We start from the raw sequence: 25,915 nt of genomic DNA, 5'->3' as shown, positions 1-25,915 counted from the left end.
ATTAGGAAAGAGTATCGATATGAGCGCCATTTGTATTCAGTGGCGCTTTTTTTTATTTTAATACAAACACTTAACCCTCTTAACGTTGTTTTCTGTTCCATTGGTGCTCAAACCCCAAAAAGCAGTACAACAAGAGCATGTCGGTATGACCCCGACATTAATCCTACTTACCAACAGATGTTGGCACATTATGGTGTCTCTGTGATGCCTTCAAGGCCAAGAAAATCCAAGGATAAAGCAAAGGTAGAAACTGCCGTCCAAATCGTAGAGAGGTGGATAATGGCTAAGCTCCGTCATGAAACCTTCTTCAACCTGGGTTCACTCAACTACCGTATTAAGGAGCTCTTGGTCGAACTCAATCAAAGACCGATGCAGAAGCTAAAGAGCTCTCGATACGAGCTCTTCACCCAGCTTGATAAACCTGAGCCTAACGCGCTCCCACAGCAAACGTATCAATACACCTACGTAAAAAGTGCGCGTTCATATGGACTATAATGTAGAGCTTGAAGGACATTACTACTCAGTACCATATCGCTTACTGCGAGAGCAGTTAGAAGCGCATATAAGTGGTCAACTTGTATCTAGCCACCCAAGGAAACAGCAGTTCGGTTACAATACATTAGAGCCAGAAAATCACCGTCAGTACGCACAATGGACACCGGAACGCTTCTTAGAATGGGGGCAATAAGTGGTGATTCGACAGTAAAACTGATGAACCATATCCTCGATAGTAAAGAGCATCCGACCCAAGCGTATCGTTATCTTATGGGGTTAATGCAACTACATAAACCCTACGGTTATCACCGGCTGAATGACGCGTGCAAGCGAGCGTTAGCGACCGGTGTCTATCGACTCAAAGGAATTAAATCCATCTTAGAGAAAGAACTCGACCAGCGGCCTCTCCCTCAACCTACTTCAGATCATCTAGCGGATCAAAGGATCGCGCGCCTGCTTAAGCAGGCGCACTTCAGGCTTCATGCTGAGTTAGAAGAACTGGATTACCGCTCAGGAAGAGAGCTAGAGAAATCCGTGATACGAAACTTGGCAAGTGGTCATGGTTAAACAGGAAACAAAATATCCTTCTTACAGGAGCGACTGGATGTGGAAAAACTTACTTAGCTTGTGCTCTAGGTCGGCATCTCTGCCGACAAAGCCATAGCGTTTACTACTTCCGACTAAAGAACCTCTTAGAAGAGTGTTATCAAAGTCATGCTGATGGTAGTTATTCCAAGCTTCTCGGAAAGCTTGCAAAGAGCGCGCACCTCATCATCGATGACTGGGGGCTAGAGCCACTCACTGCCAATCAGCGGAGTGACTTACTGGAGATCATCGATCAGCACTATCAAAAAGGTTCAACCTTGCTCATCAGCCAGCTCCCAATAGAGGAATGGCATAGGATTATCGGAGATGCGACTCACACAGATGCGATCTTAGACCGTCTCGTTCACGGAAGCATCAAAGTGAACTTAGCGGGAGAATCAATGAGAAAAGTCTGTAGTCAGTTGACGGAAGGAGATCAGTAAATGTAAGTTAAAAGAGGGTTCTATGACGCCGGAGAAAACTGATCTCCATCGATGTGATTACCCGATCTCCTTCATGTTAATACGCATTAGTGTTTAACCAATTTTATCTCGCTTTTTCTTAGAGAGCATGTCTAAAGGCCATTCTTTAATTGTCCATACATCCCACTATTGTTTAAAGCATCGAGGATTTTTTCATGTGGCCACCTAAGAGTGACGAACGAAAGCCAGTAGGGTTAAAATGCAGCTTCTCATATTCCACCATGTTTCAACCACTTCAGAATAATGTGCATGCTTGGAAATATCTTGTACGTACCAAGCTAATGCATCACGGCTACGTATTTTCCCATCCGCTTCGAGTTCAATTTGAGTGGCCTCAACAACAGGATAGGCCGTATCCGCATACAATGGCGTACTGAGTCGGTAAGCATTAATTCCAGACAACATATTAGCAGCTTCAACAATGGCAACTGTACTGCTCTCATCATAAGAACAAGTAACAAAGCCTCTAACAAACATTCTTGTACGACCAAACCCTTTGTAAAGTGTTTGTAACGTTTCTCCATGTATACACGTTTATTTGGAATCGTTAAAATGGGGTGCCAATGCTGCTAATCTTGACTGACTGAGGTACTGAATACTATGGCCGTGTTGAACAGCACAACTACCAACTCTGCCTAGCTATCAATGATATAGACCACACGAAAACCAAGGTAATGTCACCACAGAAAAAGGTATCTGCGAACGCTTCCCAAGAGCATATTAAATGAGTTCCACCAAGTGACATTCAGAAAGAAACTGTATGGCTCAACGGAGGAATTACAGAAAGATCTGGACGAATGGATGAACAGCTACAACAATCATAGTACCCATCAAGGAAAATGTGCTGTGGCGGGACATCAATAGAGACATTAGAGGGTGGTGTAAGAGAGGAATAAGGTTAAGTTTGATACTAAACAGCCAAGTAACCCTTCTCGAACCGGTTAAGATTAAACGTGACCAAAAATAAAGATTAATACTAATTGCTACTACCAAAACTGAGTATTAAAGTATCATACTGGTACGACAGAATCGCTTGGTGGTCACATCTAGGTCGTAGCTCGAAAGTGGACAATTATCATTTTCGGAAGGTCGAACATTAGTAATTCATGAATAACTAAAAGTATGGGAAACCACTTCTGAACTCAGTATTACGGTTGATAAAACACAGCTCCCCCCATATTCTTATGGTTCGACCCACAACGTTCCCCTGGCTATGCAAATCAAACGAGACTTTGACTACTACCACAACCTTCACAATGTCATTACCCACGCCCTGCTTCATTTGCTGTGTCAGGTATCCGCATCTCCCCGTTTTGTTCCAGTAACATCACGCAATGACATACTGATCAAGTACCTTAAGCCAAAGCTCAACGATAAGTCGTTATCGAATATCAAAAAAAGACATCAAACTGATGCTTAGCGTAGCAAGAAAAAAGTGGGAACCTAGAAATGAAACTGCATCAACTTAATTCACAGTCGAAGCAAACAAAACTCGTCGGTGCTGAAAAGCTTTATAACCGACTCGTGCACCTTTATGACGTAGAGGGTATCGAATCAAGACTGTTTGAGGAGGGTTGTGAAGCGGAACCTGGGAGCCTTTATATGCTAGAGGAGCAAGTCGAACATGGTTTTGATAAAGAACACAATCAAGTTACCCCGCTATCGATGCTTATCCAACTAGCGCGTGCACCAGAGCTTATCAATTCGATTAATGCTCACAGCCTATTTCTTGCTGAAATGAAAGAGTGGAACACCGAGATACATCAAGCCTACATCTTAGTTCACCCTGCTTAAAAAAGTTGGCTAGCGATCATTTAAACTCCCGATCATTCATCCTCCATGAGCTGGCTTCACCAGCTAGCTCGAAGTTGGACAAAGAAATAAGTTAAATATTGTTGTTCAGTGCGAACTTGTACTTTGATTAAGACATTTCACACCTGCATGATTATGCAGTCAATCTAATTAAAATAACTCGGAGTTATACTTATGGAAAACAATATAAATATGATTTCTGGAGGAATATCTCAGAGTTAAATTGTTCGAAAGTAATATATTTCTCCCAAAATTAAAACTGGAAAATATCATGCATTCCACCAACGCAATTGAACTAGTCAAACTAGGCGTAAATATCGAAATCGCCAAAGACTCTTCTCTACACCCAACAGACGCACTAGAAATCGTAAAGATTGCCAGTGAAATTGGTACTCACGTTACCGTGAAGAAGAAGTACCATACCGATGTGCTAATGGAGATGGCAAAGGTAGGACGCGACCACATCACTGTTGCTATCTAACCAACGACGATCGAGTTCTTCACCGCAGACAAAGCAGGACGTGCAATATATTGGGGGCAATATGCTGCACGTTTTTATTGCCAGAAAGGAGCATGAATTTTCTGACATTAGCGATGTTTGATTCGCTAATAGGTTACTGCTATTCTGTTGTTTTACGCAATCTCAAACTACGTGATGAGCTTCCAAGCGCTTCTTGTCCAAACGATTTACTTCCGAGCAATTAGCTCCCAATCATTCATTTCCAAATAGAGGCATCACACCCGTTTGACGACAAACTTCGTTTAAGCGAACCTGAGCTTTCAAGATATTCTCTTTCCAGTGTTCATCTTGCGCCCACATCTCGATAACAAGTGGTACTACGCACTCCGTTTCTTTCAATGTTTTGAAAATCGCATTGAAATCGACTTCTCCCTCGCCAATCACTAAATCACGGAACTGCCCTTTATATTCAGGAGTGACGCGATACGTGTCTTTAAGGTGAATCTGCGTAATACGCGGCTTACTCAGCTTAAGCTCTGTCACTATGTCATAGTTCCAACCTGAGATATTACCTACATCTGGATACGCAGTGAAATAAGGCGAATCAATCTCACGGCTCAACACTTCAAACTTACTCAGAGAGTTAAGGTAATCCGTATCCATGATCTCAACGGCTAGCATCACCCCTGCTCGCTCCGCCAGTTGTGCCGAGAGCTTCATACCTTCGATAAAACGTAGGTGTGTCGCTTTGTCTGCAGGTTCGTAATACACGTCATAACCTGCAAGCTGAATGGTGCGAATACCCAACTTGTACGCCAACGTAATGGCCTTCTCCATATGGATAACGGCTTGCTCTCGCACTTTCGGATCGGCTGAGCCAAATGGGAACTTGCGGTGTGCACTCAAACACATCGATTGTAGTGGCACTTGATTCTCTTCACACAAGCGGCGTAGGCCATAGACCTCTTCATCGCACCAGTCTAAACGGCTGCGTCTTTCATCAGATTCATCGACCGAAATTTCAAGGAAATCAAAGCCTAACTCTTTCGTCGTTTTTAGCTTCTCCTCCCAACTTAAGTCATTCGGAAGGGCTTTTTCATAAAGCCCGACACGATGGCGCGTTAAGTTTTGGTACATAACGCCTCCTAGTTCCAGTAACGGTTGATTTGCTCTTTCAGTGCTTCAGCGGTTTCTTGGCCTTTTTCACCCGCCAACGCGCGGCCAGCAATGAAGGTTTTCGCTTTAATTCCTTCAAATAGGTACAAGTCTTCTGGCACGATACCACCAGTGATAGAAAGCTCGATACCTAGCTCAGAAAGAGCACGCATCTTCACTAAGTCTGCTTCTGTCCAGCCCACGCCCGCCAACTCAGCATCACGAGAACGGTGGTAGATCGCTTGTGTAATACCTAAGTCAACCCACGCTTGAGCGTCGTCCATAGTCCAGTTACCGTAGATCTCGATTTGAATTTCGCCATTGAACTCATCAGCGACTTTCTTACATGCATCAATGGTTGCAATGTGCGCTGCTGCTGAAACCGTAATCCAGTCAGCGCCTGCTTCAAATGCCATACGAGCCAGAATCGCGCCGCCATCTGTGGTTTTCATATCACACACTAAGATATGGTCAGGGTGGTTTTTACGTAGTGTCGAAACCGCGTTCATGCCTTCAGCGAATGCAAGGATAGTCCCCACTTCAATAACATCTACGTAGCTCTCTACGTTGTTCGCCACTTCAATAGCAGCAGGCAGGTTCGTTTGGTCTAGGGCGATTTGAATCATTGGTTTAGTCATGGTTTATCCTTTAATTTGTTCACGTATTAGATAGGCAAGGCCATCTTGATTGTTGTCTGTTTTGCATACGGCTTGAGCGTTCGATTTGATGGTGTCGTCAGCATTAAACATCGCTACACCTAAGCCTGCGTATTGAAGCATTGATATGTCGTTGTGATTGTCACCAATGGCAATCACTTGGGAGGGCTGAAAACCCAGTTCATTCACGTATTCTGCAAGGCGTCGGCCTTTACTATTACCCTTGGCGGCAAAGTCGATTCGGTTCGACCACGAACGTTCGCCATTAAAGTGGTCTTTGACCCAAGGCATTTGCATCAAGCGGTCAACCGACTCTTGCTCCCCTTCCACCACAAACTTCCACACAAACTCAGTGTTCTTAGCCGTTTCTGAGAATGAATCCACGCGATAGATATTTGGCTTGTGGTGCTCTGGCGCTTGCTCAGCCCACTCTTCCAACGCCAACATGTAGGCGAATGGGTTGTAGTTGGAGTACGTCATCGCATCGGTGATGTACATCACCATCTTCAGCTTGTATTCCTGTGCTAAGTCGATGAACGTCAGAGCGTGCTGATGTTCGATAGCGTCCTGAGTTAAAACAGTCTCGGTTTGGTAGTCATACACATAGGTTCCGTTGCAGCAGATAATTGGAGTGTCTAGCCCTAACTCATAGTAATAAGGCCTTGCTGCGGTGTGATGCCTACCGGTCACGATCATCACATGGCAATGTTGCTTGGCCTCTTGGATCGCTTTTTTCACTTCAGGATGGATGGTGTGATCATCGGTCAACACGGTTCCATCAAGGTCTAACGCCAATACTTGATACATCGCCTCTCCTCACATCACGCTTATTGCTGCCCGTAGTAAGCATTTTCACCGTGCTTACGTAGGTAATGTTTATCTGATAGTTCCGGCTGAATCTTAATGCCGCTGTTCAGCGAGCGTGTTGCCAATGCCATTGCCGACACTTCCTCTAACACCACCGCGTTATGTACGGCGTCTTTGGCATCTTTGCCCCAAGAGAAAGGCGCATGCCCCGCCACAATCACACTCGGTACTGCCATCGGGTCGATACGACGCTGGATAAACTCTTCGATGATCACCAAGCCAGTGTTCTTCTCATATTGATCAGCAATTTCGCTGTTCGAGAGCTTGCGAGTACACGGAATATCACCATAGAAATAGTCAGCATGTGTCGTGCCCAGAGCTGGAATATCAATGCCCGCCTGCGCCCAAATCGTTGCACTGCGAGAGTGGGTATGAACAATACCGCCGATGTCTGGGAACGCTTTGTAAAGCTCCAGGTGAGTAGCAGTATCACTTGAAGGATTCAGCTTGCCTTCAATGATGTTGCCCTCTAAATCCACTACCACCATGTCGTCAGCCGTCATGTCACTGTATTCAACACCTGAAGGTTTAATCGCTATCACGCCATTTTCACGGTCAAACTCAGAAACATTACCCCAGGTAAAAGTCACTAAGCCGTACTTAGGAAGCTGCAAGTTCGCTTCTAAAACACGTTGTTTCAATTGGCTATATTTGGACATATCGACTCCTTAAGCCGCTTCAGCTTGTGCGAGCGCCATATCAATCAGGTTCGCCACATCTTGCGGTGTTTTACATGCACGTAGTTTTGAGAAGTCTTCATCAAACTCGATTAAGTTCGCGACCTGCATCGTGCCTTCGATGTGTTCTTCTGAATCTTTACCTGCCAAGGTAATCAGCACATCAACTGGCTCATCTACATCATCAAATAGAATTGGGGTTTCTAAGACTGTTAATGCAAAGCCTGTTTTGATCACGCCATCTTCTGGGCGGCAGTGTGGTAGAGCAAATGCATCGTGAATACAGATGTATGGGCCTTCAGCCGAAATCGCTTTGATGATCGCGTCGTAGTAACGCTCTTCAGCCACACCTGCTTTAACTAGTGCATCAGTACCGATTTTGATAGCCGACTGCCAGTCGGTTGCTTTTGCATTAAGTTGGATTGAGTTGTTGGTAATCAGAGATTCTTTCAAGTTCATTGTTTTGCTCACTTAGTAATTTGTTATTAGTATTTTTATTAGCCCAGCCGCTTTGCCGCTGGGCTAGTTCAATTATTTGTGGAAGTTGTTTTCGATAAGTGAAATCAGCTCATCACCAAAGGTTTTCACCATGATCATGTTCTTCACTGCTAGCTGCTGTTTACCTTCCGGTAGATTGGTAATCTTTTCAGCCAGCGCAACCGAAGTAACGATGATGTCGAATGAACCTAAGTGTGATTTGTAGTCTGTGATTGCACTGTTGAATGTGGTTGCTGGTACGCCTTTCTTATCTAAGAACTCTTTAATCTTCTTAGAGCACATCATTGATGAGCCTTGGCCAGAGCCACAGCATACAAGAACTCGTACTGGTTTCTGTTCAATGGCGCCGCTCGCTTGTGGAGCCTCAGCCACCGCTTGAGATTTCACAGGCGCTTCTGACTTAGCCGCTTGAGAATTAGGCGCTTCAACCTCAACTTCTACGCCTTCTGGAGTTACTGCTGTCATAGTTTGCGCTTGTTGTGCTTCGCCGTCTTCTTCAGCACGAAGGGCTTTCGATGCGAAGTACATGTAAACACCCGCTAGTGCGACAACAACAAAGAAGAACATGCTAGAGCTAGAGATACCTTGCATGATTGGTGGGAATACAAGAGCCCAGTCAGCCATACCCATCCAGCCGTTAAACTCAGTACCTGATTGCGCGAAGATGTGAATCGCCCAAGCTGAACCAACCACCTCTATAATGCCCATCACGAAACAGATCTTCATCACCGCTTTCCAGCCACCGAAGTGGTTAGCGAAAACACCAATCGTTGCGTTAGAGAAGAACATTGGAATGAAGCCAGGGATAATCATGATTGGCGCATCGAAAGCCAACATCGCCAATACTGCTGTGAATTGACCCACTGCACCCCAAAGGAAACCGAACACCATTGCGTTTGGTGAGTATGCGTAGATAGCCGCACAGTCAATCGCAAGAACCGCGTTCGGGATGAGACGTTGAGAAATACCGTTGAACGCTTCAGAAAGCTCAGCAACGAACATACGTACACCGGTTACGATAACTTGAATCGCTACCGCGAATTTCAGACCCGTTTCGAAGATGTAGATCAGCCAGTGTGTGCTACCTGCCATCTCTTGAAGGTTATCAAGACCGAAAGAGAGAAGAATGATGCCGAAGAATGCCGTCATGACTAAAGTTGTCGCAGCAATACTGTCATGGAAGATGTGTAGCCATTTCGGTAGATTGATGTGGTCTACACTGTCGTTCTTGTCACCCAACTTCGGAGCAACTTTCGTTGCAACCCAAGATGCAAACTGCTGTTGGTGACCAATAGAGAAGCCTGCTCCGCCTGTCACTTCTTGTGTAGGCTTGAACATGATGTTGGAAGAGATGCCCCAGTATAGAGCCATCAAAATTGCAGAGTAGATGATGGTTTCCCACATACCCGCGCCAAGCACGAAGTAGAAAACAGCAATCAAGCCAGCTTGTTGGAACATGATGTGTCCCGTAAGCATGATGGTGCGGATACCCGTAATTCTGCGGAAGGCAACCAATAGAATGTTGATGCCCAGTGCCATAAGGACTGCGTACCCAACCCAAGAGTAATTGTCGCCCATGGTTTCCATAGTGGCCATCATGGAGGTGTAAGGGTCGATTACCGAGCCTGTCAGTCCATGTATTTCACTCATCTTTTCGATAACAGGTTTAAAACCTGCTACCAGCGTTCCTGCCCCCACTTGCACGATCATAAAACCAACTATGGTTTTGATTGAACCGGAGATAACGGTTGTTGCGTCACGTTTGAGAAGGATGTAACCGAGACAAGTTACGATACCAAGCAGCAAAGGTGCTTTGGTCATAACCTGACTGTAAAAAATATAGAAGATATCGTATAAGAACTCCATATCTTTACCCCTGATATAATTTGTATTTTTAATGGTTTGTAGGTTTCAGTGATGTCTTGTTTTGCTCACGAGATAAACTTTAACAATCAAAAGTAATCATTCAATGCTCATTTATGATTACTTTGATTTATATCAATTATCCACTTCAATAATGTGGTTAATTGAGCTTCGGATCACACTTAAAAAGAAAAACACAATAAAAACAGCAACTTAAATAAAAATGTGATTAAGATCTGATTTTACTTATCTGGATATTTGACAATCACAAACGTGATTATTAGAATCAAAACAAATCAAAAGTAATCATAAAGTTGTCACAGAGACAAATAGAGTGATAAATATGAACGAAGTGCAAAGACACAACGGCATCTTGTCGTTACTGGAAGAAATGCAGACGATTAACGTCTCTCATATTATTGATAGTTTTAGTGTTTCACCGGCTACGGCTAGACGTGATATCGCAAAATTAGATGAGCTAGGCAGACTTCGAAAGGTACGAAATGGCGCCGAAAGAATAGAAAACCAAAAGAGAAAGTGGTCACCGCTCAATATCAACAGTACTGAGTTTTATGAAGAGAAAGCTCAAATAGCGCATGCCGCTGCCGAGCTTTGTCAGGCGGGTGACACCGTCGTCATAAACTGTGGTTCAACCGCGTTTCTACTGGGTCAGCAACTGTGTGGGGATGATGTTCAGATCGTAACTAACTATTTCCCACTCGCTAGCTACTTGATCAACGAAGATCATGACGACGTGATCATCATTGGTGGCCAGTACAACAAGGCACAGAACATCTTTTTAAACCCAGCACCAAACTCATTGGGTGGCTATGCCGGGAACTGGATGTTTACGTCTGGTAAAGGGTTAACTGATGCGGGTCTCTATAAAGCCGACATGCTAACCGCCGTTGCCGAACAACAGATGTTAGAACAAGTCGACAAATTAGTCGTTGTGGTAGACAGCTCTAAAGTTGGTCAAAGGACCGGAATGCTATTTTGCGATGTTAAACAAATAGACATCGTAATCACCGGTAAAGATGCCAACCCAGACGTGGTTAAAAAGATTGAAGCTCAAGGGACGCAAGTCATCTTAGTGTAAATCTAATGGGCTAACCCGCCCTCAAATAATAATAAATTTCAGCTCAGTGCCTTAGTCCAAATTAAGGCGCTCGGCTCCCTACATCCAAAATTAATCAAATTATTGAAATAAAAGGTATTATCATGAGCAATGTAAACGAAATCACTCGCGAATCTTGGATCCTAAATACATTCCCTGAGTGGGGCACATGGTTAAATGAAGAGATTGAACAAACTGTCGTTGAACCAGGCACATTCTCTATGTGGTGGCTTGGCTGTACAGGTATCTGGTTAAAATCTGAAGAAGGTGCAAACCTATCAATGGACTTCTGGTGTGGTACTGGTAAGAAGACACAAGCGGTTCAAAAAATGAAAAACCAACACCAAATGATGCGTATGGGTGGTGTTGAAGCGCTTCAACCAAACCTACGTACTGCAATCTTCCCGCTAGACCCATTTGCGATTAAAGAAATTGATGCGGTAATGGCATCACATGACCATGGGGACCACATCGATATCAACGTTGCAGCAGCAGTTCTACAAAACTGTGGCGATCACGTGAAATTCATTGGTCCTAAAGCGTGTGTTGATTTATGGATGAAATGGGGTGTGCCAGAAGATCGTTGTGTTATCGCTAAAGTTGGTGACGAAATTCGCATCAAAGACGTAAACATCAAGGTTCTAGACGCATTCGACCGTACAGCGCTTGTTACTCTTCCAGAAGGTACGTCTTCACTAGATAAAGACATTTTAGATGGTATGGATGATCGCGCAGTGAACTACTTGGTAGAAACAACTGGCGGCTCTGTTTACCACTCTGGTGACTCTCACTACTCGAACTACTACGCGAAGCACGGTAACGACCACAAAATCGATGTAGCGCTGCTTTCTTACGGTGAGAACCCACGTGGCGTAACTGATAAAATGACGTCTTCAGATATTCTTCGCGCTGCTGAGTCTCTAAACTGTGAAGTTGTGGTTCCATTCCACCATGACATTTGGGCTAACTTCCAAAACGACCCACGTGAAATCGAAATGCTATGGAACATGAAGAAAGAGCGTCTTCAATACAGCTTCGCACCTTTCTTCTGGCAAGTGGGTGGTAAGTATACTTACCCAACAGACAAAGGTCGCATGCACTACCAGCACTCCCGTGGCTTTGCTGACATCTTCAAGAATGATCCAGAATTGCCTTACCGCGCGTTCTTGTAAGCATTTTCTCATCATTAAGGGAGCGATGAATCGCTCCTTTTTTATAGAGTTTCCATGCTGCTACGAAAGTTTAATAGTTCAGAACTCTCGACTATGAAGGCTAGCTGTAGCACCCTCTAACAACTTGTAACGGTACTTAAATTGGAGATCTGTTTAGAGGTATTATTTCATTCGATTAAATGAGGTTACATATGCCAAGAAACATTTCTCCCGAATTTAAACGTGAGTGTAGCTGAACTCGTGATCATTCATGGTTACAAACATAAGGACGCGGCCGCTGCAATGGGTGTCGGTTTGTCTTCAATTCAACGCTGGGTAACTCAATACAAGCAGGAACAATCTGGCGTTACACCCAAATCAACAGCACTGACTGCTAAACAACTGCGAATTCAAGAGTTAGAAAAACAGCTCAAGCAGCTTAAAAGTGATAATGAGCTGTTAAAAAAAGCTTCGGCCTTCTTCGCAATGGAAATGAACAAAAACAAGTAATTGCGGTAAATCTAAAGAAGTTAGGCTACCCGATACAACAGATTTGCCGATGCTTAGCTCTCGCTGCTAGCTCATTTTACTATCGGTTAAAGCCCAAAGTTATTGATACTGAAAGTGTTCGATTGAGAGCTGCGATGAAATAAGTTCATCGTGATATGGATGCTACGTATGGGAAGCGTCGAATGCGATCTGAATTACAGAGTATGGGGTTTACGATTGGCATCAAGAAAGTTCGTCGATGGATGAAACAACTTGGCTTAGTTGCGAAACGACCAAAGCAGCATAACTATCCAGCGGGTGGAAAGGCGCCGAATAAGCTTAATCGCGAGTTTAACCCTGATAGACTTAACCAATACCGGGCTGGTGACATTACCTATATTCGGACACAACAAGGTTGGCTCTATCTCGCAGTTATTATGGATTTATGTTCATGCCGTATTATTAGCTGTAATGCTGATCGGTTTAGAGACTTGAACGATCCTGAGATCGTATGATAATCCCCACTAACAAGGTTAGTGGGGATTTTTTATGTTTGCTCAAGAGCTGCTTTTGGCACATGAGACTATCGAGGATGGTAAAAATTACGAGTCTGTAGTTAATGCCATTCAGCTTGAATGGATAGAACAAGCTTTGCTTGATACGTCTAAAGCAAGCATTAGANGTAAAAATTACGAGTCTGTAGTTAATGCCATTCAGCTTGAATGGATAGAACAAGCTTTGCTTGATACGTCTAAAGCAAGCATTAGAAGGCGACGCTTACCAGCGCAACAAGCCGTCTGGCTCGTCATTTGGATGGGACTACAACGAAATCAATCAATCAATCAATCAAAGAAGTATGCATTTCTCTTGACCTAGCTCTCCAACCTAAGCCTTAGGATTCTTGGTCTCGTGTTGCACCTAGCGTACTTACTGACTCTAGGCAACGTTTAGATGAAGCCCCTCTCGCCGCTTTGTTTAAAACCTCTGTGGCAGCTTGGGAGAGAAACGCATTAGTGAAAGATAAGGGGCTAGGACTAAATATCATGGCCGTGGATGGCACAACCTTTCGTTGCCAAGATTCAGAAAACAACGCGTAAACATTTGGATTCATTTCTCAAAAACACAGACCTTATCCTCAACTTCGCCTGGTCGGCCTGATGGCTACCGAGACTCACTTTATGATGGGTGCTGCATTCGATGTCAGGTTGGTGAAGCCACGTTAGCACGCCGATTGTTAGCAGATGTACCAGCAAACTCACTCACGCTATTTGACCGTTGCTACTTTTCTGCCGACCTATTGATATCGTGGAATGCAGCAGCCTCTAACAGCCACTGGCTAACCCCCGTAAAACGGAAATTAAGATATGAGGTTGTGAAGCAATTTGCTGAAAACGACATGCTTATCTCTATGCCAATCTCCTCCCAAGCTCGGCGTAATAACCCTAATTTACCTACTCATTGGCAAGCGCGCCTATCCTCTATAAAGACCCAAAGGGCAAAATTGAAGATTTTATAACATCACTTGTTGAGCCTGAACAATACTCATTAGAAGACTTATTGGCTGTCTATTGGCAGCGCTGGGAAATAGAATAAGGCTACGGTGAGATAAAGCAAACTCAGCTACAAAGTGAGGTCACCTTGAGAAGTCGTTTTGCTGCTGGCGTTAGACAAGAGCTCTGGGGAGTATTGCTGGCGTACAATTTGGTGCGCTTAGAGATGATTCATATTGCTCAAAATGCCGATGTAAGACCAACGAGAGTAAGCTTTACAGCTGCAATAAATTTGATAGATACCCAATTACGTTGGTTGGCACTCAGTCCTGATGGAACTTTGCCAAGTAAACTCAAACAGATGAGGGAGAGCATAAGCCACTTCATTTTACCTGATAAAAGAAAGGACCGAACGTATCGACGTTCAGTCCTTTTTGTCCCACCCAAATACCCATTTAGGTATAAGCGTTAATGCTTATCCTAACGGCATTAGTACTATTAGCTGGGCGTTTTCCGATAAGCCTAATAGAGAGCTAACGACTCGCGCACTGCGCTTGGCAGTACAAAAGCGGAAAGATTGTGACAGCGTGGTATTTCATCCAGATCAAGGGGGTCAATATACCAGTGAATCTTACAAACACTCACTAAAAGAATTTGGTATTGAGGCAAGCATGAGACGGGCGGGTAATTGTTTGGACAATACTGTGACCGAACGACTTTTTAGAAGCTTGAAATCGGAGCGAGTAAACTACCGTGGGTACGAAACTCGACAACAAGCGATTGCTGACATAATTGACTACATCAAACCGTTTTATAATCAAAAGCGACGACCTTACAAACTGGGTAACATCTCCCCCAGTACAATATGAGATGGAATTACTTAAAACTGCCTAAAGCTGTCTCCAAATATAGTTGACCGTTACAGATCGAATTAAGTTATCGTGACATCAAGAGCTCAATGCAACACAACGCTTTAGTGTTGAGAAGCAAAACAGTCGAGTTCGTCTGAGGACTGCTACTTGGTTATAACTTGGTGAGACGAGAAGGCAGTCAAGCCGCCGCGAACAAGGACGCTTACCTAATTAAATCAGCTTTAAGTACGCTTGCCAATTTATAGCCAGCTAAAAATGATAAGTCAAGCGGTGTCTTTAGGTAATACGCCGAAACGATTAAAGAGCCTTCGAGGCGAATTATCTATCCTCTTTATAGACAAACGCCCTAAGCCAAATCGGTCTAGGGCGGTAAAAATATCAAGTCGCTACGCGGCTCCTTTTAAGTGAACTACGTTGCCCTCATCAGGGAACTCTTTATGGACTAAGTTACTCGGAAATATGATACTCGTCTAAAAAGCCAAGGCCACCGTCGCTATTCTGTACATATCTTGCTATGACAAAGAAGCTTTCAGGGTTGAACTCTTCTCCAGACTTCATTGTTATTCTTAGTTTCATACTGTTGTCATAGTTCACTTCTCCTTCGTTACGTTTGAAATCGAAATAGAGGATATTTCTATCTGGTACTGGCGTTATATGATTAATATCACATTCCTCTGGGGCTATTTTAGAAGTGAATATCCAGCCGTATCGTGATTCAAAGATATAACTTTCGTCATTGGTACCTGTGACATTAATAGAGCAATTATTAGAGACAACCGTTATAAAAGGCCAACTGTATGTTTCACCATCGGGATTATTACCATCTATGTAGTCAGCGGGTTTATCTGTCCATCCAGTTAGTGTTATATCAATTACGCTAGGCCCGACCTCCTCATAGAATGCTTGTGTATCAAACGTGTAATTTGTTGACTCACTAGACTCAGCATCAGCAAAAGATGGACCAAACATTAGAAAAAAAGCCATTAATATTAATTTTCTCATTTATAATTCTCCTAGATATAAATATTTATTTACAAACAGCAACGAGAACCTTACATGAGAAAACCCTTATAAAAGGTAATTGATGTTTGTTGTGCGTCGAAAATACACATAGAGTAAGCATACATATTTCATAAAAACACAATCAATTACGCTTTTACAACTGTTAATTTGTATTTTATTCACAATAACAAATAGCTATTCACACAGAGAATATGACTCAAAAGTAACGTAATAGCATTTCACACAGAGAATATGACTCAAAAGTAACGTAATAGCATTTCACATTAATAGTATGGTAGTTATTTCAATATTAACTTAATGTTTTGTAAAGAAAATGGAGGGAGCTTACTGTAAGATTAGAGGAAATAGAAAGCAGTATGCGTGCGTGATTGCGCTAACGCCAAAGATTGAACTTACAGAGGAAAATATATGACACAAGTACTTGCGTGGGAAAGGTTAAAGTGCGGTATCGCTACTGAACATGACCAAATAATCTGTCATCAAATCCATATGGGTTTGGTCAAGGGATTATGTCAATGAGACAAAGTTCCTTTGATGTACTTAGATACCAGAGTGAAAAGTCTAGTAGTACCAGATACAAGGTTTACGGATCGTAAATAGATGAAGGTACATAAGGCCTGACCTTTCCCCCTCAATTTACACCATGACTTTGATGAGATTTCTAATACACTAGAAACAGTGGAGATCTCAAAATGAAAAAACGGTACACGGAAGAAAAAATCATTAAGACGATAAAGCAGCACGAGGCTGGCGCTAAGGTGGACGACATTTGTCATGATATGGGAATATCATCGGGCACGTTTACAACTGGCGCAGCAAATTTGCAGGGGTGGAAGTGAACAAAGCAAAACGATTAAGAGATTTGGAATCTGAAAACAGGAAGCTCAAGAAATTGTTGGCTGAGAAACTGCTCGAAGTTGAAGCGATGAAGGACGTTGTCTCAAAAAAGTGGTAACACCATCTTCTCGAAAGCTTGTTGTCCGATATCTCATTGATACTCATCGATTCAGTGAAAGAGTGGCCTGTAAGCTTGCGTGTTTGAGTCGAACAGCGTTTCGATATTGTCCTAAAAGTCCGTCAGATATGGGTTTACGCGAACGCTTGAAAGAACTCGCTGCCCAATACTCTCGCTACGGCTATCTGATGCTCCATGGCTTACTAAAGACAGAGGGCTTAGTTTGTGAATAAGAAACACACCTATCGTCTATACACGGAAGAAGGGCTCCAAGTTAGAACGAAGAAGCGTAAAAAGCTATATCGTCCTCGATTGATTATGGCTCACCCTACCCGAGCTAATCAACGCTGGTCGATGGATTTTTTCTCTGATCGGTTGAGTAATGGAAGACGTTTTCGCGTACTCAATGTCGTTGATGACTTTTCACGAGAGGTCATTGGACAACTGGTGTCCGCATCAGCAGGTTGCTCGATTTTTAACTCAACTGCTCGAGGTGCGCAGTAAGCCTGACAATATTGTTTGCGACAACGGCACAGAGTTCACCAGTAAGGCTATGTTCTTTTGGGCTAAGGCAACCTCGGTAACACTTGCTTTTATCCAGCTTGGTAAACCAACTCAAAACGCCTTTGTGGAAAGCTTAAATGGTAAGTTTAGAAATGAGTGTCTCAATCAACACTGGTTCAGAACTCTGGATGAGACACGTTACGAAATAAATCTATGGAGAGAGCATTACAACCACATTCGGCCTCATAGCTCCCTCAATTACATGACGCCAGTTGAGTATGCCAATAAAGCAGTGTGAAGGTAAGAAACATCATTGAGGTGGTACTGATCTCGGGGAAAGGTCAGGCCACGAAAGTGGCTGAAAAGAATCTAGCCCAGATATAATCTGACAGGCACCAAGTCGAAAAGTGGGTAACTGTCAGATCAGGTCTGAATTAGTACAGCTGCTGATTTCACTTAACAACAATTAATCTCCTGTAATTCGATTTATTACCATAAAAGAGTATCGATATAAGCGCCATTAGTATTCAGATTCAGTGTCGATTTTTTAATACCAACACTTCCCCCTACTAGCGTTGTTTTCTGTTCCATTGGTGCTCACCCCCTAAGCAGTATTTCCTAATACTCACTTTAGATGTAAAAATCAAAGCTCGCTCTATCCATTTAAGTTGAATAGGATACCACAGCCCCGTAGTTTTTATCACCTTCAATGGTTTCATTTGCCAAAAACAATTCTTGAGTAAACCTAAAAAACTCACTAATAAAGTTAATGTGGGTTATCGATCCTAGGATCGTTCAAGTCTCTAAACCGAACAGCATTACTTTCATAGAAAGGGTCTTCTGTACTTGTTCATCAAGCTGTCTCTTGCTTCGCATTGGACAAGACATACGGAGCTGGCTCTAGTTACATAGAGCCGGTCCAGCCAATCACAGCCATTTCGGATAACGCCTATAAATGTTTTTGGTGAGCGACAAGTCCTAGCCTTAAACGCTCGCGTAAGCTCACGCAGCGTTTGGCGAGGATGATAAAAAGTACAGCATAAGATAAGAAAATAGTATGTCAATCCCCAGACAGCTGGCTTCGAGCTTAAAGAGTGTGTTGATAATGAGTTAGAGGAAGCATTGATTATGTAGGGGGAACAAAAAAGCAAAGAGTCAACGTAAACGCTGACTCATATATGACCTTAAGGCTTACAAACAGGTGTTTGGACCAATATTAACCCATACGTCAACGGTTCCTGGTTCTTCCCCCTGAGTCCACCACTGAGCCTGCCACTGATGATCACCATAATTGGCTAATGCACCACCGTCATAAGCGGTAGCTGCTGACCAAGGAAGATCAACACTACTCAATAGATCCCAAGCACCATTCTCCGGTGTCGGTTCATCGCCCTGTACCCACCAATTAGCCTGATAGACAAATCCATTATGTGAAATTGGCTCACTTTCTTCAGTATACACCTGGTCCGGGTTAAAAGCCGGATATTCACCTGCATTTGGATCGATCATGTTACAACTGCCATTGCCACCATCAGATAGATCCATCACCAACATTGTCATAGAGGATTTAGTTTGGTTGCCCGCTGAATCCTCAACTAAAACGTGTGCGGACAGTGGTGTATCTACGTCTACTTCTGGCGCGGTAAAAGTAATGGTTTGACCGTTATTACTGAGCATGTAATCTAATTCCTCAGATAGCCGCCAAGAAAGTAGATGGCTATCTGATTCATCCTTATCTTCAATCGAAGCGCTGACAGAAACGTTGGTTTGCTTTTCAACCACTGATTCTGGACCAGAAACGAATACCACTGGTGCTTCATTTTCTGTCAGATCTTGGGTCGATATTGTCATTGTATCGGAGTCTTGCTTGCCTTTATCATCGGTCACCGTCAGCATAATGGTGAAGTCAATTTCCTGTTCAACAGCAGGAACAGAAATCGTTACACGCTCTCCAATTTGAGAATTAAAACCTAGTTCAATCCCAGAGCTGTCTGTTTGTTGCCATTGATAGTAAACAATTTCTCCATCTGTGTCCGTTGAGTAAGAGCCTGATAGTTCAACTTCATGCGCCTGATGCATATTCACAGCAACATCATTACCAGCCATCGCGGTTGGAGGTAGGTTACCGTTGGTGTCGTCGTAGACAGTCACGTTAAATTTGTCTTCGACACATTTGGTATAGTCGCCCTCTATAAATGATGAATAAGGACCTTGATACGCCACTAACTGACACTTATATGAGCGGCCATCAGGTGTACTTTCATCCCATGACCAATCCTCATCCCAGTAGATGTTAAGAGCGCCTGAGCCATTGGCATCAAATTGATTCATACCTTTACAACCCAGAACTTCATCATCAGGGATTTCGACACTTAGGTAGCGAGAAAACTCTTGATAATATTTGATACGATTTTGGGATTGAATGTGCTCCTCTGAACCTCCACACTCTACACCACCGTTAATAATTTGGGTGGTGACGCCAAAGCCAGGGACTAACCCTGCTGCCAAGTCGTTCTCATTCGGCTTCCATGTTCCATCAATAACATGCAGCATGCTCGGTTTTGGGGGTTGAGGATAGAGATAGAAAAAGACAGCACTGGCTAAGTTTAACCATGTATCAGCTACCAGTTGCGGCTCATTAAGCAGCTTTTCTACGTTTCCGTAAATTGAATGAGAAAATGGACCATAGTTATAGTTGTAACTCAATTGCTTAGATCCACGGCCAAAGTAACTTTTGTACGTACCATCAGGATTGGTGCCGCAAGGATAAGCTTGGCCTTGCCATGTTTCAGGGTCGCAGATTCCGTATCCACCAGATGTGTCTTCACCCCAACCAACCTCTCTGAGATAATAAAGACCTTGGCGCCACTCCGGTGTATCTGAGCTCGCATCATGTCCACCAGTCTCTTGAGTGAAGTGGGCAAACATGGTAGCTAATGTTTTACGACAGATCTCCTCCGCGTTTCGCCCATCGTCGTAATCGCCACAAAGAGCGGGGTATTTTCCTGATGCTTTAAGGAAATTCAAATAGGTGTAGGCGGGATCTCGCTGAGGAAACAGTTGGTTCCAATCTTGCTCTGAGACAATCATCTCAATGCGTTTAACATTATCCGGGTTGCTCGCTCGTTTTGGTGCTATTTTTTCTACTTCATCGTTATTCAACGTTCTAATAGATTCAACCACTAAGGCATAACCTTCCGGTTGCTGAGCAACAATGGATTCTTCATCCGCAAGTACTTGGCTAAGAGGGAGGCGCTCTATAGGATCTCCATCGTTGGCAAGTGAGAGTGCTGGAAACAATAGCACACTGCTAGTTATTATATTTACATTCATTTTCATTAGTAGTTTGATCCTTCATAGTTTGTAGTTTGGTTTAATTATTTATTATTTCAATTTTTTTCACACTTTCTTTGTTCTTTCACACGCACACACGCATTTTTTAAATAAGATAAATAATTTAGGATAAGACTTATTCTTAACATCTCTTTTGATTTTGGATCACATCAAAGAGAATAAAAAATAATAGATGATGTAAAACAGAGGCTCATTCGACGATGTTTTACATTTCAAGAATTTACTTGAAGCTTGAATCACCAACATCAATAATAATCGACTTCGTGGAATACCTATAGAGGCTTGGCTTAGAGGATTCTTTTCGTACCCAAGATGCTTATCAAGTTCAACATTCAATGCTGTCTCAGAGTCACTTTGATTAGCATTTACGGAACTCATCAAGATAACAATGTTTTAATCGACTAATTTGCTTATTAATCAATAGATTAGAGTGCTTTCTTAACCATATTGTTCTCTTTAGCAGCTAGGTTATTCCTGTCTGTCAAATTTGAATGGATGAACAACCCACCATTAGATCGAGATCGGATCTAACCTGCGGTAGAGTTAATTAAAAATTAAAAACCTACTTATATAATTTCTGTAAGGATCTATTTAACTTAACAAGTGAAACGAACATTTATCCACAGTTTTTGTGGATAAATGTGTTGGTAATAATAATTAAATACTTAACGATGTCATATAGATTACTATAGTGATAATCAACACCGCTGTTTAGAACAAAAGTATGAAATATGATAAGGTTTAATCAATAGAAAGCGGTCTTTATCAATAATAACTAAGTCTATATCACCGCCTAATATCAGTGTTCCTTGACTTATCAACATTTTTTCCAAAAACGTCAGAGGCCGATCCGGGACTATTTTTTCATAATGGATCGAGTTTAAAGTCAGTTTTTTCTCATTATATTCAAAATTACCGGATGATATGAAGCCTAAGCCTTTGGATAAGGTGACAAACAAGTGATATTGATCGTGTCCATTAAGTTTGAGGGTTATATGAGGTTTTTCATGGATGACGAAATTGGTATGCGCAACAGTAATAAATGATGTTTCAGAGCTATAAATCCCTTCAAGCTCAATATTTTTTTCACTAAACCAAATATATCCGATTAAGGCACCTAAAATGGAACCGATAACACCCAATGACGCAAAATGGATACCTTTATTTATAAACACAATTTACACCTTCTAAAGAGTCAGTGAAACTTAAGGATTGACCATTTTCATCAACGAGCAGATGTAGTTTACCGATACTATACTTTATTCCTTTACTAAAGTTATATAAAACTTGCTCTTTCTGTACTATTTGGCATTTTGTGAAGGGAGATAGATTGACAAAAGTAGATGTATTTTTTGGAAAAAAATAAAGGGTGCAAATCCAAAATGAAAGTACAGTTGGGATGGAAAAACAAAGAAGGCTGTTGATATTCAGGAAAGTTTTCCAATTGTCTTTTTTCAGAATAAGATGATCAAAATCGGTATCTTCACATAACTCAGTATTCTCTTCAGTAGTGACGTGTGCCGTGAACCGATAACCTTTGCCTCGTTCCGTCACTATGATATTCCCACCTTTATCCTGTAGTGCTTTTCGGCACATAGAGATGGTTTGCATTAAACTACCATCTTCAACGTAGACCCCTTTTGAGCTCCAAACCTGATCAATGAGAGTTTGTCTAGAACAAAGAATGCCCGGGTTGGTAATCAAATACTTTAAAAGATCTATTTCGTTGGCACCTAACTGAAATGTGAGCCCTGTGTGTAAATGTCTGATTTCATTAGACCCTAAATCCAACCTGATGTTCTTGTTAATGATATAAGATAAACTCATGAGACCTCAAATATTTGTACTTGACTCATAACGATAAAGTGACATCTAAATCACTTACTCTATACAGAATAGTGACAAACTTTATGCCACTAATATTATGCTTATGCAATAGTATTAATCATTAAAGCCACAAATTAACTACAAACATGGTTCAAAAAATCAAAACAGATAGCACAATGTGATTGTAGAAAAATATTTTCTTATCGATGGCTTTGTATTTAGGGGAGACTTCTATGTAGTCGGTAAACGATGATAAAGAATATCAGACCACAGCGTTACCAATACTTTACCTAAAAACCTCGCAATTGAATATTTTTTATATAAAACAATCAATCAAAATTCCGAATTTTTCATTCGGAATTATATAAAGATATTACTTAGATTATGTGGGAGATAAGGGCCTGATGTTCTTCAGGCCGTATACATTATTTTTCACTCTCAATAACAATAGCATCCATGATTAGACTGACTCGACGATTCATCGCTCGACCTTCTGCTGTCTCATTTGAGTAGCTTGGATCTAGCTTGCCAAAACTTTCCATTGATATTTGTTCAGGTTGAACTCCTTGCTCCTTCAAGTACTGCGCTACCGCCTGAACACGACGCTCTGACATCACTTTGTTAACCTCAGTGCTTCCTGCACTGTCCGAAAACCCTAACAAGCGTACATTACTTTTAGGATAAGTGGTTAAGCGTGTGACAACATCCGTAATCTCACGTTTAGCTACATCGGTTAACGTGGCGTCATTGAAACCAAAAAAGGCGTTTTGTGTGATAGAAGGTAACGTCAGATGTGTTTTTTCGATAATCACTTCTTTGATTTTGGCCTGCTGCTCAGCTGGAGCGGATTGAACGACCACAGTTTGTCTAGGCTCAGTTGAAGGAAGCTCGTAACGAATCCCAAGACTCACCAATCCTGCATCTGTTGTTGAGCCTGCCATATCCGGCGACCACTGAATTCCTGCATGTGTTTGCCAATGATTATTTAGGCGATAACGTACCCCAGTACCAACTGTTGGGCTAAGATTCATTCCGTTAGAGGAAAGGTTATCGAGAACTGTCCCATTTGTATAGACACTTTGCCCTAGTGATGCTCCCACCAAACCGTATACGGACCAATCAGTATTCAGAGGGTAAGAACCTACCGCTGTCAACTCTAATGCACTCAGCTTGACTTCACTTTGATTGCTGCCTTGACTACGTTCAAACTGCCCCAAATAACGATAGCCACCTTGAAGAGCAAAATAAGGGGTTATTTGGTACCCTATATTCCCAGCCAATCCACCACCAGAATCTTCGCATGCTGTATAGCCATCTGAACAAGCTTCAGAAAGTACCGTGTATCCTAGCTCGCCTTGGAAGTACCAAAAATCCTCAGCATTTGGGGTTACTGAAGCCCAAGAAGCTGAGGAAAGTAATGCCACTAAAAGTGGCGCCAACATTGTTCTTTTCACGCTATTTTCCTTTATATAAAAATGGAGCTGAATGAGGTTTATTATATCATGAACAGACTAAAAGGTTGATTCCCTAAGAGTCAATCTAAATTATACAAGGAGAGGTATTACTTAGTATAATGAATCATTATAATTCACTCAAAAAACTGAACTACTCTAGTCAAACTTGACTCTTTATTAAGCAACAGTTTGCTGTTCAGAATCAACTTGGCTTAGATAACCAATAGCGCTGACCATTTGACATATCTCGTCTCTAGTAATGAAAGGTTCGTATTGAACTTCTTCCACTTCCATCGAATGGAAGAAGTTTTCAACACAAGCATTCCCCCCTACTCATACTTTGCTGCAGTGATGAGGTCTTGATAATCTTTCGATCAAGTACTGGTATCACTATGAACAATAACTGTCTCCGCGAACCTTCGACGAAGTAGAGCCATTGATAATGCTTCGCAGATTTACCATCATCTTGGTATCCATCGACCAACCGATCACTTGTCGAGAGTGAAGGTCAATGATCACAGCAAAATACTTGACATCATCCGTCCATTTCTGATTAAGAGCCGTTGCATTAAAGTTCTGAGCTAACAAGTTTGGAGCGACTGGTATCCTATTGTACACTTAAACAGCGTGCCGCTTTCGGCGTTAAATTCTGACACTTCATGCTGGCTTAACATCATGGCTATCACCGTTCTCAAACAGCTCTTTCTGGATGTGCCTTGAACCATTTAGTCCTTTAACCTTTGTGTCAAGTTATTGGCGAGTTACTTCGCGTTGAATAGCCTTGTGGCGATGTTTAATCCAATAATAAAAACCACTTCGAGAAACCCTGAACACCTTACTATGCTGACAACAATAAAGTGCAGCAGGTGTCCAAGCATGAATTCAAAACAATCTGTTTTAGATTTTTTGCGAAGTCGGTGACGGCTTTTTTTTACAATATCCATCTCTTCTGCCAACTGCCTTTTAAGCTCGGCTACTTCAGCAGCTAGCTTTTGTTCTCACCGACTAGTTATGATGTCTTTCTTAACAGCCTTGCGCCAAGCGTAGAACTGAGATTCATGTAAGGAGAGCTGTCTTGCCTGCCGTAGCTATGCCCAGCTAATCTGCTAGCTTCAGAGCTTCAGCCTTAAATTCAAAAGAATAAATAATACGTTTCTTCTTGTTTGTCATGGTTCACCTCGTTAGTGATTGTACTCACTTAACTCAGTATCCAAAACTGCTGGTGCAGATAGCCCAACAAATGATGAATGCCGTATCACAAGCCTTTCGGGACATTCGTGAGTAAGTCACCTATATTTCAGGGATGAATGCTCAGGTATCAACGGCTTCAGAAGAGCAGCGAGCGGTCACACATGATATTACAGAACGGATTAGCGGGATAAACGATACGGTCAAACACATTCTAGACAGTTGCTGAACAAACTCAATCGGCCAACAATATCATATCGAAACAAACAGAGACCTTAAAGCAGGTATTGAGTTTTTTCAAAGTGAGCAGTAAATAAGGCTTCTGCAAAAAAAAAGGACCCTCTCCCTGACATAAGTTCGGGAGAGGGTAACGCGGTAGAGCGAATGATGAAGCCCGAACGACACACCGTAGCGGGAAATTTATAACAACGTAAGTCAGTCATATGGGTTGACATATAACGTAATAACTCTACCACTTTTTTCACCCTCTCTAGATTATTTAGCCTCATTGATTATTTTGTAATGCATTTACAGTTGATAGTGCAATGACATCCTTGTAATTGAAAGGGGCGTGCCTTATACCTATACTTAAGCCCCCCCACTGATCAATCTGTTTTTTTGTTTTTGATGATGAGATGTTGAAGGCTTAGGGTTTAATCATATAAAACATAGGAAGGGTTGATGGTATTTTACAGAGTAGCTCCCTAGTATTTGGGTTGTGTATTACTCAATAAAAGGTGTCCCGAGTATGAACCCTTCACCCTCCCCCTTTGATAACGTTCGCATCGCGCATATCCTAAAGGCCGTTATGTTGGAGCGACAGCTACCAGTGTTACATTTTTCCACTCACGACTTCGTATTGTGGTTTGAGCAAGCGGTCGGTCTGCCTTTGGCGATGGAAGAGGCGAATCGCTTATTGATGAACGAGCTGGGGTCAGTGG

19 protein-coding genes and 7 pseudogenes are annotated in these 25,915 nt (G+C 42.4%); 13 read left to right on the top strand and 13 right to left on the bottom strand.

Going from position 1 to position 25,915, the window contains the following annotated elements; all coding sequences use genetic code 11:
• Positions 1-94: 94 nt before the first annotated feature.
• Both L1D15_RS00130 and L1D15_RS00125 read left to right on the top strand, forming a co-directional pair.
• Positions 95-903, top strand: a pseudogene (locus L1D15_RS00130) (IS21 family transposase); the annotation flags it as partial.
• A gap of 122 nt (positions 904-1,025) precedes the next feature.
• The gene (locus tag L1D15_RS00125; RefSeq protein WP_345779243.1) at positions 1,026-1,523 is read left to right on the top strand and encodes an ATP-binding protein; all 498 of its coding nucleotides are present in this window, start codon (positions 1,026-1,028) and stop codon (positions 1,521-1,523) included.
• Between the two features lie 204 nt (positions 1,524-1,727).
• Here the strand turns inward: L1D15_RS00125 and L1D15_RS00120 are convergent, their stop codons facing one another.
• Positions 1,728-2,039 carry a hypothetical protein gene (locus tag L1D15_RS00120; protein ID WP_239874250.1) on the bottom strand — a complete coding sequence of 104 codons (312 nt, stop codon included), beginning with the start codon at positions 2,037-2,039 and terminating at the stop codon, positions 1,728-1,730.
• Positions 2,040-2,113: 74 nt separating this feature from the next.
• On the opposite strand from L1D15_RS00120, the pseudogene L1D15_RS00115 reads away from it, so the two are divergent.
• The 3 genes and pseudogenes from L1D15_RS00115 to L1D15_RS00105 all read left to right on the top strand — a co-directional run.
• A pseudogene (locus L1D15_RS00115) lies at positions 2,114-2,458 on the top strand (integrase core domain-containing protein); the annotation flags it as partial.
• Positions 2,459-2,775: 317 nt separating this feature from the next.
• Positions 2,776-3,356 (top strand): annotated as a pseudogene (locus L1D15_RS00110) (DUF2913 family protein).
• A 289-nt stretch (positions 3,357-3,645) separates the two neighbouring features.
• Entirely contained in the window at positions 3,646-3,855 is a 210-nt protein-coding gene (locus L1D15_RS00105; RefSeq protein ID WP_239874249.1) for a hypothetical protein, read from the top strand.
• Between the two features lie 231 nt (positions 3,856-4,086).
• On the opposite strand, the gene L1D15_RS00100 is transcribed toward L1D15_RS00105, so the two are convergent.
• The 6 genes from L1D15_RS00100 to L1D15_RS00075 form a co-directional block, all read right to left on the bottom strand.
• Entirely contained in the window at positions 4,087-4,971 is an 885-nt protein-coding gene (locus L1D15_RS00100) for an L-ribulose-5-phosphate 3-epimerase (RefSeq protein ID WP_239874248.1), read from the bottom strand.
• 8 nt (positions 4,972-4,979) lie between these two features.
• Positions 4,980-5,627: a 3-keto-L-gulonate-6-phosphate decarboxylase UlaD gene (locus L1D15_RS00095; protein WP_239874247.1), complete on the bottom strand. Its 648-nt coding sequence runs from the start codon at positions 5,625-5,627 to the stop codon at positions 4,980-4,982.
• Positions 5,628-5,630: 3 nt separating this feature from the next.
• On the bottom strand, positions 5,631-6,452 hold the full coding sequence (locus L1D15_RS00090) for a pyridoxal phosphatase (RefSeq protein ID WP_239874246.1): 822 nt from the start codon (positions 6,450-6,452) through the stop codon (positions 5,631-5,633).
• A gap of 20 nt (positions 6,453-6,472) precedes the next feature.
• The gene (locus tag L1D15_RS00085) at positions 6,473-7,171 is read right to left on the bottom strand and encodes an L-ribulose-5-phosphate 4-epimerase (RefSeq protein ID WP_152469916.1); all 699 of its coding nucleotides are present in this window, start codon (positions 7,169-7,171) and stop codon (positions 6,473-6,475) included.
• Positions 7,172-7,180: 9 nt separating this feature from the next.
• Positions 7,181-7,648, bottom strand: coding sequence for a PTS sugar transporter subunit IIA (locus tag L1D15_RS00080; RefSeq protein ID WP_008215917.1), 468 nt, complete (start codon positions 7,646-7,648; stop codon positions 7,181-7,183).
• Between the two features lie 72 nt (positions 7,649-7,720).
• Positions 7,721-9,553 (bottom strand): PTS ascorbate-specific subunit IIBC, encoded by a 1,833-nt coding sequence (locus tag L1D15_RS00075; protein WP_239874245.1) that lies wholly within the window; start codon positions 9,551-9,553, stop codon positions 7,721-7,723.
• A 340-nt stretch (positions 9,554-9,893) separates the two neighbouring features.
• On the opposite strand from L1D15_RS00075, the gene ulaR reads away from it, so the two are divergent.
• From ulaR to L1D15_RS00045, 6 genes and pseudogenes are all read left to right on the top strand, one after another.
• On the top strand, positions 9,894-10,649 hold the full coding sequence (ulaR, locus tag L1D15_RS00070) for an HTH-type transcriptional regulator UlaR (RefSeq protein ID WP_239874244.1): 756 nt from the start codon (positions 9,894-9,896) through the stop codon (positions 10,647-10,649).
• Positions 10,650-10,771: 122 nt separating this feature from the next.
• Positions 10,772-11,839 carry an L-ascorbate 6-phosphate lactonase gene (ulaG, locus tag L1D15_RS00065; protein WP_239874243.1) on the top strand — a complete coding sequence of 356 codons (1,068 nt, stop codon included), beginning with the start codon at positions 10,772-10,774 and terminating at the stop codon, positions 11,837-11,839.
• Between the two features lie 222 nt (positions 11,840-12,061).
• Positions 12,062-12,328, top strand: a complete 267-nt coding sequence (locus L1D15_RS00060) for a transposase (RefSeq protein ID WP_239874242.1) — start codon at positions 12,062-12,064, stop codon at positions 12,326-12,328.
• Between the two features lie 155 nt (positions 12,329-12,483).
• Positions 12,484-12,822, top strand: a complete 339-nt coding sequence (locus L1D15_RS00055) for an IS3 family transposase (protein ID WP_275658267.1) — start codon at positions 12,484-12,486, stop codon at positions 12,820-12,822.
• Positions 12,823-12,856: 34 nt separating this feature from the next.
• Positions 12,857-14,269: pseudogene (locus L1D15_RS00050) on the top strand (IS4 family transposase).
• Positions 14,270-14,719: 450 nt separating this feature from the next.
• A pseudogene (locus tag L1D15_RS00045) lies at positions 14,720-15,077 on the top strand (IS4 family transposase); the annotation flags it as partial.
• 39 nt (positions 15,078-15,116) lie between these two features.
• On the opposite strand, the gene L1D15_RS00040 reads toward L1D15_RS00045, so the two are convergent.
• Positions 15,117-15,671: a hypothetical protein gene (locus tag L1D15_RS00040; protein ID WP_239874240.1), complete on the bottom strand. Its 555-nt coding sequence runs from the start codon at positions 15,669-15,671 to the stop codon at positions 15,117-15,119.
• Positions 15,672-16,384: 713 nt separating this feature from the next.
• Between L1D15_RS00040 and L1D15_RS00035 the strand changes: the two are divergent.
• Positions 16,385-17,449, top strand: a pseudogene (locus L1D15_RS00035) (IS3 family transposase).
• An 893-nt stretch (positions 17,450-18,342) separates the two neighbouring features.
• On the opposite strand, the gene L1D15_RS00030 reads toward L1D15_RS00035, so the two are convergent.
• The 5 genes and pseudogenes from L1D15_RS00030 to L1D15_RS00010 form a co-directional block, all read right to left on the bottom strand.
• On the bottom strand, positions 18,343-20,490 hold the full coding sequence (locus L1D15_RS00030) for a chitinase (RefSeq protein ID WP_239874239.1): 2,148 nt from the start codon (positions 20,488-20,490) through the stop codon (positions 18,343-18,345).
• Positions 20,491-21,203: 713 nt separating this feature from the next.
• Positions 21,204-21,680: a hypothetical protein gene (locus L1D15_RS00025; RefSeq protein ID WP_239874238.1), complete on the bottom strand. Its 477-nt coding sequence runs from the start codon at positions 21,678-21,680 to the stop codon at positions 21,204-21,206.
• Positions 21,667-22,332, bottom strand: a complete 666-nt coding sequence (locus tag L1D15_RS00020; protein WP_239874237.1) for a winged helix-turn-helix domain-containing protein — start codon at positions 22,330-22,332, stop codon at positions 21,667-21,669. Before L1D15_RS00020 ends, L1D15_RS00025 begins: the two co-directional genes overlap by 14 nt.
• Before the next feature lie 425 nt (positions 22,333-22,757).
• The gene (locus L1D15_RS00015; RefSeq protein WP_239874236.1) at positions 22,758-23,786 is read right to left on the bottom strand and encodes an OmpA family protein; all 1,029 of its coding nucleotides are present in this window, start codon (positions 23,784-23,786) and stop codon (positions 22,758-22,760) included.
• A 177-nt stretch (positions 23,787-23,963) separates the two neighbouring features.
• Positions 23,964-24,956: pseudogene (locus tag L1D15_RS00010) on the bottom strand (transposase).
• Between the two features lie 766 nt (positions 24,957-25,722).
• Here L1D15_RS00010 and L1D15_RS00005 point away from each other — a divergent pair.
• Positions 25,723-25,915, top strand: a 193-nt coding sequence (locus L1D15_RS00005; protein WP_239874235.1) for a hypothetical protein, incomplete at its 3' end; no start/stop codon positions are given.

Origin of the sequence: Vibrio sp. Isolate25, from assembly GCF_022398025.1 — a bacterium.
In the GTDB taxonomy this organism is placed as follows: domain Bacteria; phylum Pseudomonadota; class Gammaproteobacteria; order Enterobacterales; family Vibrionaceae; genus Vibrio; species Vibrio coralliilyticus_A.
This window is presented reverse-complemented; position numbering and strand designations above follow the sequence as displayed.

Bases quoted from the DNA above. Each gene is read 5' to 3' on its own strand.
- L1D15_RS00120 (WP_239874250.1), bottom strand. From the start codon at position 2,039: ATGTTTGTTAGAGGCTTTGTTACTTGTTCTTATGATGAGAGCAGTACA.
- L1D15_RS00105 (WP_239874249.1), top strand. From the start codon at position 3,646: ATGCATTCCACCAACGCAATTGAACTAGTCAAACTAGGCGTAAATATC.
- L1D15_RS00100 (WP_239874248.1), bottom strand. From the start codon at position 4,971: ATGTACCAAAACTTAACGCGCCATCGTGTCGGGCTTTATGAAAAAGCC.
- L1D15_RS00095 (WP_239874247.1), bottom strand. From the start codon at position 5,627: ATGACTAAACCAATGATTCAAATCGCCCTAGACCAAACGAACCTGCCT.
- L1D15_RS00090 (WP_239874246.1), bottom strand. From the start codon at position 6,452: ATGTATCAAGTATTGGCGTTAGACCTTGATGGAACCGTGTTGACCGAT.
- L1D15_RS00085 (WP_152469916.1), bottom strand. From the start codon at position 7,171: ATGTCCAAATATAGCCAATTGAAACAACGTGTTTTAGAAGCGAACTTG.
- L1D15_RS00080 (WP_008215917.1), bottom strand. From the start codon at position 7,648: ATGAACTTGAAAGAATCTCTGATTACCAACAACTCAATCCAACTTAAT.
- L1D15_RS00075 (WP_239874245.1), bottom strand. From the start codon at position 9,553: ATGGAGTTCTTATACGATATCTTCTATATTTTTTACAGTCAGGTTATG.
- ulaR (WP_239874244.1), top strand. From the start codon at position 9,894: ATGAACGAAGTGCAAAGACACAACGGCATCTTGTCGTTACTGGAAGAA.
- ulaG (WP_239874243.1), top strand. From the start codon at position 10,772: ATGAGCAATGTAAACGAAATCACTCGCGAATCTTGGATCCTAAATACA.
- L1D15_RS00055 (WP_275658267.1), top strand. From the start codon at position 12,484: ATGGATGCTACGTATGGGAAGCGTCGAATGCGATCTGAATTACAGAGT.
- L1D15_RS00040 (WP_239874240.1), bottom strand. From the start codon at position 15,671: ATGAGAAAATTAATATTAATGGCTTTTTTTCTAATGTTTGGTCCATCT.
- L1D15_RS00030 (WP_239874239.1), bottom strand. From the start codon at position 20,490: ATGAAAATGAATGTAAATATAATAACTAGCAGTGTGCTATTGTTTCCA.
- L1D15_RS00020 (WP_239874237.1), bottom strand. From the start codon at position 22,332: ATGAGTTTATCTTATATCATTAACAAGAACATCAGGTTGGATTTAGGG.